This window comes from Mucilaginibacter mallensis, from assembly GCF_900105165.1.
Taxonomy (GTDB): Bacteria; Bacteroidota; Bacteroidia; order Sphingobacteriales; family Sphingobacteriaceae; genus Mucilaginibacter; species Mucilaginibacter mallensis.
Genome location: NZ_LT629740.1, coordinates 4,914,831 through 4,928,973, shown reverse-complemented (window position 1 = coordinate 4,928,973; position 14,143 = coordinate 4,914,831). Strand labels below are relative to the sequence as shown.

Below are 14,143 nucleotides of genomic sequence, written 5' to 3'. Positions count from 1 at the left end.
AATGTGCAATTGGTGGTAGTTATAGGAGTATTCGTGGATTAATTATGTGGTCCAAATTCTGCCCGGCCTGTAAAAGCAAAGCCCCGCAGATCTGCGGGGCTTTGTTAATAGCGCATATTTTTGATTTTTACAATCAAGATGTTGTTCTTTTAATCAACCTCGTTCATGCCTGTTTATTGTTGTACTAATTGCATCGTTGCGCTTTTTAGGTTTTTTGATGTAGCGGTGATGGTCAGTATGCCTGCTTTGTTACCCGACCGCACCAAAATAGTAGCGATACCACCTCTTGCCTTTGCCGTAGCCGGGCTGATGATCTTGCCATTGCCAGTTATGGTAAAATGAACAACGGTTGTATTATCAAGGCAGCTGATGGTGCCCTTGCTGTCGGTTACACGTGCATGCACAAAAACGGCATCAGCGCCATCGGCTTTTAGCGGTATGCCTTCAGTTTCTTCTACCAGTTTAAGCCCGGTTGCGGCACCCGGTGAGTTGATGGTTTGCTGCGTTGCTATTTTGCCTTTGATATAACCGATCACTTTTAACTCACCGGCCTGCCAGTTGATGTTATTAAAGGTATAAGGTGGATGGAGAAGGTTATTGCCGTTGCCGCCATCAAAGGCGTTGCCGCCGTGGTCGTAGTCGCCATAGTCTGTATCAGGGCCTGCATCAGGGTGCTGTTTTTTGATGAACTTGCCATTTATATATAAAGCCACCTCGTCACAATTAGAATACACGATAACTTTCTCCGGTTTATCAGTTGGTGTCCACCAATTAGCAATGTAAACCATTGGCTTGTTATCGGCAGCAAAAACAGGTTTGGTGGCACTAAGCTGGCTCCTGAAAAAGTAATAGCTGAATTTTGGAAGCCTGAATATATCTACCGATCCCCAGTTTGATGTGGTTTTATTGGTAGCCTCAAAGCCATCATAAAATGCCCATGTAGCGTCGCCTATTGTCCAGGGGTAATATTTAGGGCCCATTAATAGGTTGTGCTCCCACTGAAAATTCCAGGCATTTTGCAGTAGGGGTTTTTCACCATCGGCCCGGTTTACACGGGTGGTTGATTTATCGCCGCCAAATTCATAATCGCCATATTCGCGTACAAAGCCGGGTTGTTCCGGCTGTACATCCTGGGGCCTGCCGAAGGGGTCGTCCCAGCTATTATAAGGTACATCCCATTCTGTATGTTTGGCTGCATAGGTATCGCCAGAGGTGAAAAAATTATCACCGGGATATTCCTCATGCGCTATTTTTGAGGATTTTACCCTGAAGCTATCAGTAGGATAGGTTTCATTCAAACTTACCTCCCACATAACAACCGAGGGATGGTTCCTGTCGCGGCGGACCATTTGCCTTATATCTGAAAAAACGCGTTGCGAAAAGATCTCATTGCTGTTAAAAAATTGCCAACCCGGTATCGGGTCACCAAGCATCAGGCCAATGGAATCGCAGTATTTATAAACCGAAGGATCTTGTGGGTAATGGGAGAGGCGCACGAAGTTAAAACCGGCTTCCTTTATCCGTTTCATATCACGGCATTGCATCGCATCAGACATGGCATTACCCACAAAAGGGAAATCCTGGTGACGGTTGGTGCCAACGATCTTTAAAGGTTTGTCATTCAATGTAAAACCTGCTGAACGGGTGTAAGCTAATTTACGTATACCTATTTTTTGTGTAAGATCATCCATCAATTTACCATCTTTCCATAACTGGGTGGTAAGTGAGTAAAGATTGGGTTCATCAGTCGACCAAAGATCGGGGTTGGGGACCTTTATAGTTTGGTCAATGTCGTTTGTGCCTCCGCCATCTATTCTAATTTGGGTAGAGGTGCTTAGCTGCGCCTTTGTTTTGGTGTTTACCAGAATTTGCTTTACAGTAACCGGTGATAAGTCGGGGGCCGAATTCTTAATCTGTGTTTTAATAAGCACATCGGCATTACTGGCCGATATATTTTCAGGCCGCACAAAAACGCCCCCTCCTGCAACGGTATTTGCATCGGTAGGGTCGGTTATAAATAATTTATGAGTGATAATAAGCCATGCTTCACGGTAAATGCCGCTCCAATATAAAAAGCCCATGCGGGCCAGTGGCTTGCCAGGTGGCAGGTTGATGTTATCGCGATTATCCAGCCTTACAACGATCTCGTTATTGCCGGCATTAATATTGCCATCAAGCGGAACAATAAACGGCAGGTAGCCACCAGCGTGCTGGGTTATAAATTTGCCGTTTATCCAAACTGAGGCCGTGTGCATAGCGCCCTCAAACCGGATATAGAGGTGTTTATCCTTATAATCGGCAGGAACCTGGAATGGTCTGCGGTAATAGCAGATGCCGGTAAACTGATTTACGTTAGGGTTGAGTTCCTCTTCATATCTGGCCGGATGGGGTATAGAGATACTTTCCCATTTTAATGATCGGATAGCAGGGTATTCTATGGAGAATGCATTCAGCGCTTCCTGCACTTCGCGGTTGCGGATAGTATCTGCCGGCCACGATCTTTTTTTAATATTTTCCTGGTTAAACTGGGATTTAAAGGAAGTGCTGTTCCTGATATTGACGGCATTCTTCAATTGGCGGGCCGAATCTATCCGGTACATTTCCCAGCCGAAATTGAATTTAATGGTCTGCCGGGCAGTTTGTGCATTAGCTAAATGAAAAGTGGCCAAATATATTATTATCAGTACAAAAAGTCTTTTCATAATGTGCTTTTAAATTATGCAGTAAATAAATTGGGATAGTAAAATAGGAGGGGGCTATAATAAAAAATGATTTTGATGCACGGGGCACCAAAATCATTTTTTTATTTAATGGGCAGAACTAATAGCCCGGGTTTTGTTTTATGTTTTTGTCGAGGTCAATTTCTGATTGTGGTATAGGCCACAGGTAATTTTTAGCAGCAAATGTCCTGGTTTCCAGCTTTAATGGGGCACCAGTTATGGTGTACTTACCTGTTGTGGCATCAACGGTACCTGTTTTGGCGCCATAAACGATTCCGGTCATCACCTGGCTTGCTGTTTGCCAGCGTTGCAGATCAAACCAGCGTAAGCCTTCAAAAGCAAATTCAACCCTGCGCTCGTTGCGTACCAATGTGCGTAACGATGCCTGGGTATTATATACAGTTTGATTAACCGATGGCATGCCGGCCCTGTTACGAACAAGGTTAATATCTGCATAAACACTTCCATCAATCTGGTTCGATTCTATTTTAGCTTCAGCATCAGTAAGCAATACTTCTGCATAACGTATAACGGTCATATTCAGGCCGCTTTGAAACAGGTTATCAAAGTCACTTAAGTTTGATGTGAACTTTTTAACTATATAACCACTTGGCGATGTGTTGTTACCGCTCGCATAGTAATCAGGCGAAGAAGCATCCAGCGGATCAAAATAAGAAACAGTTTTTGCTAATTGGCCAACTACGCCGCTTGCCTGGTAAAAGGGTGCACCGGGGTATAAAATGGTAGCAGCAAGGCGCGGGTCGCGGTTTGCATATGGGTTTGTTGGGTCATAGCCTGATGCCGGATCGGTTATCGGTTTGCCGTTATCCATCTCATAAGAATCAACAAGTGATTGCACCGGATCAATTGATGACCATCCGCCCATTGAGTTTGATGGCATAACGCCTAATACACCATTTGAGTTAGCAGATGGGTTTTCTACATATTGTACCGAGGCAATTATTTCAGTGTTGTTAGCCTGCGCTACCATACGGAAAAGATCGGTGTAGCTTGGATATAATGCATAACCTAATTTCATTACTGCCTGGCAGTCGGTAATACAATCTTTATAATCAGCAGTATATAGCTCAACTCTCGCCTTTAATGCAAGCGCTGCTCCCCTGGTAATATGGCCATCGCCTGAATTATTGGCTGCCGTAAGATCAGGAGCTGCTGCTGCAAGTTCACTTAATATAAATTTAACTACATCAGCACTTGGCGTTCTTGTTAGTACAAGTGATTGCTCTGGGGTAAGTAAAGTTGTTACCAATGGTACATCACCATACAGCTGATTCATTAAGAAATATTGATAGGCACGTATAAAACGTACCTGTGCAATCATATTTGCTTTGTCTGTTGCAGACATAGGGGTTTTATCAATGTTGGCCAAAAAGAAGTTACACCTGGTTATACCGGTGTAGATATAGGCTGATGCATCACCGGTTGATGGATTGACAGTGCCATTACCATACGCCTGGAAACCTTCCCAGGGATATTGACTATAAGCGTTGTCTGATACGCAATCAAGATAAGCGATCCAAAGGCCATCGGCCCAACCGTTTCCATTACCATAAGTAACAGATGTACCATTATAAACGCCTGCTAAAGCTGCGGCGGCATCACTTTCGGAGGTCCACAAACTTGAATTGGTATAGGCATCCTGTGGCTGCCTGTCAAGAAAGTCCTTTTTGCAGGACGTAAATAGCAGTGATATCGCTAATATATTTAAAACAAGGTTCTTTTTCATGATTCTAATTTTTTTAAGTCTTAAAAGGTTACATTTAAGCCCAATGAATTAATTTTTACCTGAGGGAAATCATATCCGCTTTCTCCTGCCGGAGCTTCAGGATCTATCCATTTGTAGAAGCTGGTAAACGTTAAGATATTTTGTCCGCTGTAATAAACCCTAAGTTTTTTTACACCTATTTTGGTAGCCCATGCAGCTGGCAGCGAATAGCCTAACTGAACATTTTTTAAGCGCACGTAGCTTGCATTTCTTATCCAGAATGAAGAATATGTACTGGATGGGTTATCTTGTGTATAATTTAACCACAGACGAGGGAAGGTAGCATTGGTATTGGTGGGTGACCAGCTATCCAGCATAGCTGAAGTAGGTTTACCTGTTGCAATACCATTTTGACCCAATGCTATGCCTGAGATATAGTTTTTAACACCAGCTGCACCCTGGAAGAATGCGGTAAAATCAAATTGTTTCCAATTGGCATTCAAATTTAAACCGAAGGTTACCTTAGGGAAATTAGAACCTAATACTACACGGTCTGAAGCATCGATCTTTCCGTCGCCGTTAACATCTTTATAGATCAAATCGCCGGGAGCAGTGTTCGGGCTTATACCACTTTGGTCGGCATGTGCTTTAACCTGTGCTTCGTTTTGGAATATGCCTTGTGCTACGTATCCGTAAAATGAGCCTTGTGGTTGTCCAACTTCAGTAATGTAAGGGCCGCTGATCTGAGGCGCATTGCTGGTTCCCAGCTGGGTTACCTTATTAGTTATAAAAGATGCATTACCTGTTACGTTCCAGCTAAAATCACCTGCTCTATCGTGATAAGTTAAAGCAACTTCCCAGCCTTTATTCTGATAACTTGAACCATTTACATAAGGAGCGGTTAAACCATAATATGCAGGTAAGTTTACCTGGTATAAAACATCGCTGGTCTTTTTGATGAAGTAATCAGCGGTAAGGGTAAATACCTTTAAGAAATCTGCATCCAAACCAAGATCTGTTTGAGTAGTTTTTTCCCATACTATACTTTGGTCAACACCTGCAGTAGGGGCTACACCACCAACAACAGTACCACCATAAGGATAGTTTTGACCAGCGCTTACTGTTGCAATAGTAGGATAATAACCTGCTATGTCCTGGTTACCCAGCTTGCCCCATGATGCACGCAGTTTTAAATTAGAGATGCTATTTTTTAGATTTTTAAAGAAATCTTCTTCGGATACACGCCATCCGGCAGAAGCACCCGGGAAAACACCCCAACGGTTTGCAGGAGCAAAACGGGATGAACCATCATCACGAATATCACCCTCTAAAAGGTATTTTCCTTTATAATCATAATTAATCCTGCCAAAGAATGAACGCTGTGCCACATCATAAGTATCATTTGATGTAGTTTGGCCTGTGGTAGGCGCCACGTTAAGGTCACTTAACGAGTTATTCAGGAAACCCTGTCTGTAACCAGATAAAGTATAATAGCTGTTATACTCCTGCGAAGCACCGGCTAATATCTTAATATCATGGTATCCTAATTTCTTATCATATTCTAATAACGCCTGTGGTGCAATGTAGGTATGGCTGCTATAGCTATCTGTGGCATTGCTAATGTTTGGCACACCACTTAAAGAGCCGTCGGCATTATAATATTGAATTGATGAAACGAAATTATTGCTCTGGTTGGTATTAAATTTATAGTTTAAGGAAGGCTTAAAGTGCAGGCCTTTAATTATTTCCCAATCGCCGCCAACACTACCCTGGAAATTGTAAGCATTTTGCTTATCAAAAGATGGTGAGTTGAGCCATGCAAGCGGGCTACCATCTGCTATATGCCCGTATTGGCCGTTCGCGTAATAGGCGGGAATTATAGGCGATATACGGTTAAACTGGCGAATAACCTGGTCAAAGCCCTGATCGGCAGATAATGAACTTTGCGGTTGAGTAAGCGGTTGATAAGTATAAGATAAGTACCCGAATACAGATAAATTATCTTTTATCTGTGTATTCAGGTTTAAGCGAGCGGTATAACGCTGTGTATTGGTTTTTGGGGTAATACCATTTTCATCAAAGTAGCCTATTGATAATGCGTAAGTGGTTTTATCGCTGCCGCCATTAACACCTAAGTAATGGTTTTGCTGGAAACCGTTTCCGCTATAAAATAGTTTTAACCAATCTGTATTCGGGTAGTTATACGGGTCCGAACCATCTTTGAAAGTTTGTATCTGCGCGGCTGTATAAACAGGTGTTTGGCCCTCATTAACCCTTGCCTCATCATACAATGTAGCTGCCTGCCATGATGGAAGATAATCAGGTAATGCTACCGCTTTATTTTTACCAAAATAATCGCTGTAAGTAATTTGCGCGGTTCCTTTTTTACCTTTTTTGGTAGTTATTACTATAACACCGCCTGCAGCCCTGTTACCATAAATTGACGCTGACGCTGCATCTTTTAGTATGGAAATGTTATCAATATCATCAGCGTTGATAGCATTCATGTCACCTGTACTTGAGATAACACCATCAATAACGACTAATGCAGAGGTGCTGTTTAGCGACTGCCCCCTTATATTAATGCTACCTGCATCAAAACCAGGCTGCCCGTTGTTGGATGAAATGGTAACACCGGGTACCGTTCCCTCTAAGGCATTGGTAACGCCGGTAACCGGCCGGTTTTCTAATTGGGCGGCACTAACAACTGATACGGCTCCGGTAAGGTTTACCTTTTTCTGTGTGCCATAGCCTACTACCACCACTTCATTTAAGCCTTTAGCGCTCGATGGTAGTGTTACATTGATCACTGTTTTGCCGTCTACATTAATTTCCTGTGTTGTGTAGCCAATAAACGAAAATGTTAAAACACCGTCTTTAGGTACGGTAATGGAGTATTTTCCGTTAGCATCGGTCATTGATCCAACGCTGGTGCCTTTTACGGCTACTGATGCGCCGGGCAGACTTTCGTCATTGTCTGCTCCTTTAACAACACCCGTAACTTTTACTTGCGCAAAGCCAAATACTGTAAACAGCAATAAGAGGCATGTCAAATAAAATTCTTTTTGATAGAATTTGCTCATGTGAATTGATCTTTTGATTAATAATTAGATTAGTTAATTGAGTTTAGTTGTCATCTGTACATTTATCGGATAGGACAGCATAACCTACTTGAGATTTTTACTGCAAAATGATTAATGTGGCAAATAATAGTTTCTAAAGTTGGGATATAAGTATTGTAGAAACAAGAAATCAAGGGCTGAACCTTAACGCAAACGTTTGTTTATATATGTAGTAAAACGATCAAGCCTTTTCTGAAATTTGCTAAAAATCAGCCGTTTGCAATAGCATTTGTCGTTTATATTGCTCTTTACAGATTGTTAACTAAGGTTTTGACGGGATTACAGGATAAATGCAGATAGCCAAAAACAATTTTCGAAGGCGTAACCGGGATATTATTACTTGGTGGAGAAATTTTAAGCAAACGTTTGCTCACATTTTTGGGCTTTTAATTATTTAGGTTTGATTTACACTATATCATACTACAAGTAATAAAAATGAAAAACAGATCAATCGGTATCCTTATTCTCTTTCTTTTAGTTAATTATACTGCGTTTTCACAAGCAAAGCACACTTTTGAAGTAAAAGACGGCAATTTTGTTTATGACGGTAAACCAATCCAGATCCACTCCGGCGAAATGCATTTTGCCCGTGTGCCAAAACCATATTGGCGCCATAGGTTAAAAATGATGAAAGCAATGGGGCTTAATACTGTAGCCACCTATGTGTTTTGGAATAACCAGGAAACCGCGCCGGGCGTATGGGATTTTAAAACAGATAGCCGCGATATTGCGGAATTTGTTAGAACAGCGCAGCAGGAAGGCTTGATGGTAATTCTTCGGCCGGGCCCATATGCCTGTGCTGAGTGGGAATTTGGAGGCTATCCGTGGTGGTTGCAAAAAAACAAGGATCTGGTAATCAGAAATAACAATAAAGCATTCCTTGATTCATGCAGGATATATATTAACCATTTAGCAGAGCAAGTTAAAAACCTGCAAATTACCCATGGCGGCCCAATCATTATGGTACAGGCTGAAAACGAGTTTGGCTCATATGTAGCACAAAGAAAAGATATTCCCCTTGAACAGCATAAGGCATACAGCATGGCCATTAAACAGGAGCTGATTGATGCAGGCTTTGATGTGCCATTGTTTACCTCTGATGGTAGCTGGCTTTTGGAAGGTGGCAGCATAAAGGGCACTTTACCAACAGTAAACGGCGAGGATAACATCAACAAAATACATGAAACCGTTAATAAATATCATGATAACATGGGCCCTTATATGGTTGCCGAGTTTTACCCTGGCTGGCTTGATCATTGGGGAGAGGATTTTGTAAAGGTTAGTACCAAGGAAGTTGTTGACCAAACAGATAAGTACCTTAAAGCAGGTATATCATTTAATTATTATATGATACATGGTGGTACAAATTTTGGATTCACCTCTGGGGCCAATTACGATGAAAATCATGATATACAGCCGGATATTACCAGTTATGATTATGATGCCCCTATATCAGAAGCTGGCTGGGAAACGCCTAAATATGACTCGCTGAGGAAGGAGATACAGGCTTATACCCATGAGAAATTACCGCCGGTACCGGCACCAATAAAAACTATTGAGATACCTGCTGCATCGTTCGATGACTCTGCTGATCTTTTTAGCCTGGTAAGCAAAATGACACCTGTAGAGAATGATAACCCAATGACCTTTGAAGACCTGAACCAGGGCCATGGTTATGTATTATACCGCCGCAAGTTTAATCAGCCCATTAGCGGCAAACTGGTATTAAATGGTTTAAGGGATTATGCGCTTATATATGTAAACGGTAAAAAAGTTGGCGAGCTTAACCGCAATACCAAAACTTATACCATGGATATTAATATACCTTTTAATAGTACGCTTGACATATTGGTTGAAAACATGGGCCGGATAAATTATGGTTCACAGATCACTCAGAATTTTAAGGGGATTATTAGCCCGGTTATAATAGCCGATCAGGAGATTACCGGTAACTGGAAAATGTACAAACTGCCAATGTCATCAACTCCGGATCTTGAAAAAGGTAAAAAAGGAGCAGTTGCAGATCATCCGGCTATTTACCATGCGCAGTTTAATTTAACTGAAGCAGGGGATACTTTTGTAGATATGAGCAAATGGGGTAAGGGTATTGTATTTGTGAACGGACATAACCTGGGCAGATACTGGAAAGTTGGCCCGCAGCAAACGTTGTACCTGCCGGGTTGCTGGTTGAAAAAAGGAGAGAACGATATAACCGTATTTGAGCAATTAAATGATGTTGTTCATGCTGATGTTAACGCTGTAAAAGTACCGGTGCTTGACCGGCTTAATACAAACCAGGGTAAATAATTAAGCGGGCTGACAATTGCTAAATTTCTGGCCCGCATTTGGAAAATGAGAAAACCGCTTTTTGATTACAAAAAGCGGTTTTTTTATGAAATATATGCCTCGATTATTTGAATGATGATGTTAAGGAATGCAAGATGTCATCGATCTCTACATTCATAAAACTGATATTCAGAAGCAGGCAGGGGCTTGAAAAATTCAATCCATAGGCAACGAAAAAAATTAAGCGAATAAACAGGATCTATTAAATTTCGACGTGATTTTATTAAAAATCACTTTTCTTTATTTAACGGATACTGACTACTCTTTTCCTTGCTGAAATTATTTTGTCAATAAGATTTCCCAAAGAACGTAAAACATGCTCCTCTAAATAGTCCTCGTTTCGCTGCATCCAGTCACTCCCCAGTTTGAATAACATAATTGCCTTTCCATCCTCGAACTTAACATTCCATACATGCCATGCCTTAAAATAGGCGCTGCTGATCTCCACCAATTGCGCCCTGCCTGCTAATTTGATTTTGTATTTCATAATAAATGGACGCTTAAATATTTCCAATATTGTCTCCTTAACATAAATTAACATTCTCTAAAGCCACCCGTTTTACAGCAGATGAGATCGTTAATTCGATTATCTCAAACACTATTGAAAGTGTTATTTATTGATAGTCAGCTTGATAATTGACTAAGCGTTTTTCATTTAGAATTAAAAAACCAGCGAGCGGCAGCCTTTTGGAGTTCGCTGTAATCAGGGTTGTTGTCACAGGCCCAGGCGATAAACCCATCAGGGCGTATCAGTACAGCGCTCAGGCCTAATTGCTCTTTCGCCCGGGCCGCAACATATTTCATTTGGTCGCCATATTTATCAGCCAAAGTTTTAAGTGAAGCATTCCTGTCAAAATCAAGCAGTATCCCATGGCCATCGTGCATTAACTCGCCAATTGCCGTGCCGTTCTCCAACTCAAAGTGAGGAACACTATAGCCTGTCAGAGGATGGTCGCCGCCGAGGTTGTAGTGTGTGAAAATGCCCCACACTCTTCCTGCAAAGTAGGTGGCACCATCGCGCGTACTTATAAGGTCGCGGATGATCGCGTTCAGCGCGCGGGCTTCCGGGCTTAGTCCCATAATGGCAACCTGCGCGCGCGACCAATCCAACACCTGTGCACCAATTGGATGTCGTTCGGTATAATAACTGTCCAGCAAGTCTTCCGGTGCTTTCTCATGGATGGTTGCGGCAAGTTTCCAGCCCAGGTTCATGGCATCGCCCAGCCCCAGGTTAAGCCCCTGGCCGCCTAACGGTGCGTGAATGTGCGCTGCATCACCTGCTAAAAGTACCCGTCCGTTGCGGTAAGTTGTGGCCTGCCGTGCCCGGTCGGTCCACGTAGTTGCGATATGCAGGGCGCTGATAGTAACGTCGGTGTTTGATACGCGGCGTAGCACCTCCTGCACATGTTCAAGTGTGATTGGTTTTTCTGAACAATGAAATGCCCCGCCATCAAAATCCTGTATCACCACGTAACCCGGCTGCGATTGCATGTACATCCCACTTGGTGTCACAACTCGGCCCGGGCTGAGCTTCTCCGGGTCGGCGATGTCAACCTTAGTAGAGTAGCCGGTAAATTCCGGCTCCGTACCAGCGAATTCAAAACCGCCTGCCTTGCGAACAATACTACGGGCGCCATCGCAACCCACCAGCCATTCACCTTGAAAAGATTGGTCACCCGATTGAACAGTTATCCCGTCCGCAGTTTGATGGAAGCCGGTAATGGCAAGCCCGCGCCTGATCTCTACACCCAGGGTTTCCGCGCGACGGGCCAGCACCGTTTCAAGTTCCTGCATTTCAGAAATTAAACTGGTTTCGGTAGAGCCTGGCAGGCGGTACTTCCACTGTGATGTATCAATATCACCCTCAAGGAATGGAATGCCGGCGAAGTGCCCTACCTGGCGCTGTGCACCCTGTTTGGCATTTTGGTGAGGGTTTTTAAGGTGTTTATGTATCTCCAATTCGTTTAGCAAATTACGGCGATAAAGCGCTTCAATAGTAGGTGCTGAAAGTCCCCGTATGCCGAAAGGCATTTGCTTTAATGGCGAGTGCGGATCCTCCGTCTTTTCCAGTATCAGGACTGAACATTTGGCCAGCGCCAGTTCACAGGCGAGGAACAGGCCTACGGGCCCTGCGCCGGAAATGATCACATCGTAAATAGTATTATTTTGTGTGGATTTATTGTTTTTAAGTGCGTCGTTCATATTAGTATGATTATGACACAAAGGTCTGGAACGCTACTGGATCAGGCTTGTATAAATGCGACAAAATCGTTGCTTACAGCCTGTTTTCTTTTCTTTGCCTTTCGCGCGAATGCCGCCGGAGTAGTGCCGCTGTAGCGCTTGAATTCCTTACTTAGGTGGGATTGATCCGTATAGCCTAGTTCATGAGCTAAGCTGGCAATGTTGGAATCGGGATAATGCCATAAGCGGTTTCGTACCTGCTCAAAGCGTATCAGGCCCGACACATCTTTAATAGAATAGCCGGAAGATTGCTTGAAGTTTCTTTCCAGTGTACGAACCGTGGCATGGGCCGCCGCCGCTACCTGGCTTACCGGCAAGGTGCCCTTTGCTTCCCTCATAGCAAACCCTGCTTTAAATAGCATATTGCTGGTAGCAATTCCAGACCGTGCATCCAGAAAATACTGTTTTACCTGAGCAAGCGCTTCATCTATCCTGCCGGCTTCAATTAATTTATTCAATGCAGGCTGAAGCTGGGCGATAGGATGCTCAAATATGCGCACTCCGCCTTTACCTGACGGCAGTCCGAGCAAATCGAACACGGTCCATGGAAAGCACCTGATACCAATGATCTCCAAACGATTTTCGGTGTGAAAAATAACAGGCTGATTGAGCAGCCCCATCATAAACGGTGATGGTAATGGCTGCAGGCTTCCATTGGATGAAATACTACGGAGGCTTCCGAAATGAAAAATAATTTCAGCGTAGCCATCAGGTTGTACCTCAAAACTCGATTGTTGTTCATCAGCGTCTCTTTTGTTGTACCAAAAGCACTTTATGGTATCCTGTAGCTCTTCAGGAGGGGCGAATTCATGGTGCAGCATTTTTAAAGATAGGATATTTGAGGTGCATGAAAAACAACCTAGTGCCAAGTCAACAGTCTTTAGTCGTAAGTCTAAAGCCATATTTCGTTCTTTTGGATTTTTGACTCAAGACTTTAGGCTTACGACTAGCGACATTTTATGATTGACACGACACTAGGTCCCTGGCCAATGCCAGGGGCACTATCAGCCGAAGAATTATTCCTCCATCTAATTCAGGTGCCGGTATTCGCTCGGCGATTTTCCTGTTTTTGATTTGAAGATCTTTGTAAAGTGCGAAGGGTGTTCAAAACCAAGGCCGTATGCAATCTCACTGATAGAGTTATTCGTACCCCACAACAATGATTTAGCTTTATCTATCAGTTCCAGGTGGATATGTTCCTGAGTGGTTTTACCCGTAAATTTGTTTAACAGATCAGATAAATAATTGGGTGAAAGGTTGAGGCGGGAAGCAAAATATTTAACATTTGGCAGCCCGGTTTCGATCAGGTTGTCCTGCGAGAAGTAATCTTTTAGCAATTTCTCAAATTGTTGTACCACGTCTGAATTAACTTTTGCCCTGGTGTAAAATTGCCTGTCGTAAAAACGATTACAATAATTCAGCAGAAGTTCAATATTGCTGACGATGAGGCCCTGCGAGTGCTTATCTATATTTTGTGAATACTCTCTTTCAATCTTTGCCACACAATCCTTAATGGTCAGTTTCTCCTCTTCTGAAATGTGGAGGGCCTCGTTAGCTTCGTAATTAAAAAAGGAATACTGGTGTATCTTCTTACCTAAATCGGTACCATGGATCAAATCAGGATGAATGAATAGTGCCCACCCTTCATCAACAATAACATCCGGCCCGGGGGCAATGACCTGCCCGGGTGCCGTGAACATCAGGGAACCTTCATTAAAGTCGTAATATCCTTTACCATATTTTAATACGCCTTCAAATTTTTTGCAGGAAATGGTATAAAAGCCAAAACGGTAAAAAGCATCCTCCCTGGGGCGCTTTTCATAAAAATCTGCATGGTCTATCACGCTTATCAGGGGATGCTTGGGCGGCGAGTATTTTACCAGCTTATGCAGGTCGCTGATAGATTGAAGATCAATGTATTTATCCGGCATGTTTTTAATTATTATAAAGTTACCATAAAAAATCTGGCTGCCCGCTTGGGGCAGCCG

Annotated in this window: 8 protein-coding genes; 1 reads left to right on the top strand and 7 read right to left on the bottom strand. The window is 43.0% G+C overall.

Going from position 1 to position 14,143, the window contains the following annotated elements; all coding sequences use genetic code 11:
* Positions 1-173: 173 nt before the first annotated feature.
* The 3 genes from BLU33_RS20135 to BLU33_RS20125 all read right to left on the bottom strand — a co-directional run bounded on the left by BLU33_RS20135 (position 174) and on the right by BLU33_RS20125 (position 7,529).
* On the bottom strand, positions 174-2,702 hold the full coding sequence (locus tag BLU33_RS20135; protein ID WP_091377400.1) for a glycoside hydrolase family 2 protein: 2,529 nt from the start codon (positions 2,700-2,702) through the stop codon (positions 174-176).
* Positions 2,703-2,820: 118 nt separating this feature from the next.
* Positions 2,821-4,467: a RagB/SusD family nutrient uptake outer membrane protein gene (locus BLU33_RS20130; protein ID WP_091377397.1), complete on the bottom strand. Its 1,647-nt coding sequence runs from the start codon at positions 4,465-4,467 to the stop codon at positions 2,821-2,823.
* A 20-nt stretch (positions 4,468-4,487) separates the two neighbouring features.
* Positions 4,488-7,529: a SusC/RagA family TonB-linked outer membrane protein gene (locus BLU33_RS20125; protein WP_091377394.1), complete on the bottom strand. Its 3,042-nt coding sequence runs from the start codon at positions 7,527-7,529 to the stop codon at positions 4,488-4,490.
* A gap of 474 nt (positions 7,530-8,003) precedes the next feature.
* Between BLU33_RS20125 and BLU33_RS20120 the strand changes: the two genes are divergently transcribed.
* Entirely contained in the window at positions 8,004-9,875 is a 1,872-nt protein-coding gene (locus tag BLU33_RS20120; protein WP_091377392.1) for a beta-galactosidase, read from the top strand.
* Positions 9,876-10,158: 283 nt separating this feature from the next.
* Here BLU33_RS20120 and BLU33_RS20115 read toward each other — a convergent pair whose 3' ends face one another.
* The 4 genes from BLU33_RS20115 to BLU33_RS20100 form a co-directional block, all read right to left on the bottom strand.
* Positions 10,159-10,401 carry a hypothetical protein gene (locus BLU33_RS20115; protein ID WP_157682272.1) on the bottom strand — a complete coding sequence of 81 codons (243 nt, stop codon included), beginning with the start codon at positions 10,399-10,401 and terminating at the stop codon, positions 10,159-10,161.
* Between the two features lie 164 nt (positions 10,402-10,565).
* Complete coding sequence (locus BLU33_RS20110) at positions 10,566-12,116, bottom strand: FAD-dependent monooxygenase (RefSeq protein ID WP_091377386.1); 1,551 nt, start codon at positions 12,114-12,116, stop codon at positions 10,566-10,568.
* Between the two features lie 41 nt (positions 12,117-12,157).
* Positions 12,158-12,976 carry an AraC family transcriptional regulator gene (locus tag BLU33_RS20105; protein WP_091377382.1) on the bottom strand — a complete coding sequence of 273 codons (819 nt, stop codon included), beginning with the start codon at positions 12,974-12,976 and terminating at the stop codon, positions 12,158-12,160.
* Positions 12,977-13,183: 207 nt separating this feature from the next.
* The gene (locus BLU33_RS20100; RefSeq protein WP_091377379.1) at positions 13,184-14,086 is read right to left on the bottom strand and encodes a helix-turn-helix domain-containing protein; all 903 of its coding nucleotides are present in this window, start codon (positions 14,084-14,086) and stop codon (positions 13,184-13,186) included.
* Positions 14,087-14,143: the final 57 nt, after the last annotated feature.

What these genes read in the sequence shown, in the direction of transcription:
- BLU33_RS20135 (WP_091377400.1), bottom strand. Translation starts at nt 2,702, where the DNA reads ATGAAAAGACTTTTTGTACTGATAATAATATATTTGGCCACTTTTCAT.
- BLU33_RS20130 (WP_091377397.1), bottom strand. Translation starts at nt 4,467, where the DNA reads ATGAAAAAGAACCTTGTTTTAAATATATTAGCGATATCACTGCTATTT.
- BLU33_RS20125 (WP_091377394.1), bottom strand. Translation starts at nt 7,529, where the DNA reads ATGAGCAAATTCTATCAAAAAGAATTTTATTTGACATGCCTCTTATTG.
- BLU33_RS20120 (WP_091377392.1), top strand. Translation starts at nt 8,004, where the DNA reads ATGAAAAACAGATCAATCGGTATCCTTATTCTCTTTCTTTTAGTTAAT.
- BLU33_RS20115 (WP_157682272.1), bottom strand. Translation starts at nt 10,401, where the DNA reads ATGAAATACAAAATCAAATTAGCAGGCAGGGCGCAATTGGTGGAGATC.
- BLU33_RS20110 (WP_091377386.1), bottom strand. Translation starts at nt 12,116, where the DNA reads ATGAACGACGCACTTAAAAACAATAAATCCACACAAAATAATACTATT.
- BLU33_RS20105 (WP_091377382.1), bottom strand. Translation starts at nt 12,976, where the DNA reads ATGCTGCACCATGAATTCGCCCCTCCTGAAGAGCTACAGGATACCATA.
- BLU33_RS20100 (WP_091377379.1), bottom strand. Translation starts at nt 14,086, where the DNA reads ATGCCGGATAAATACATTGATCTTCAATCTATCAGCGACCTGCATAAG.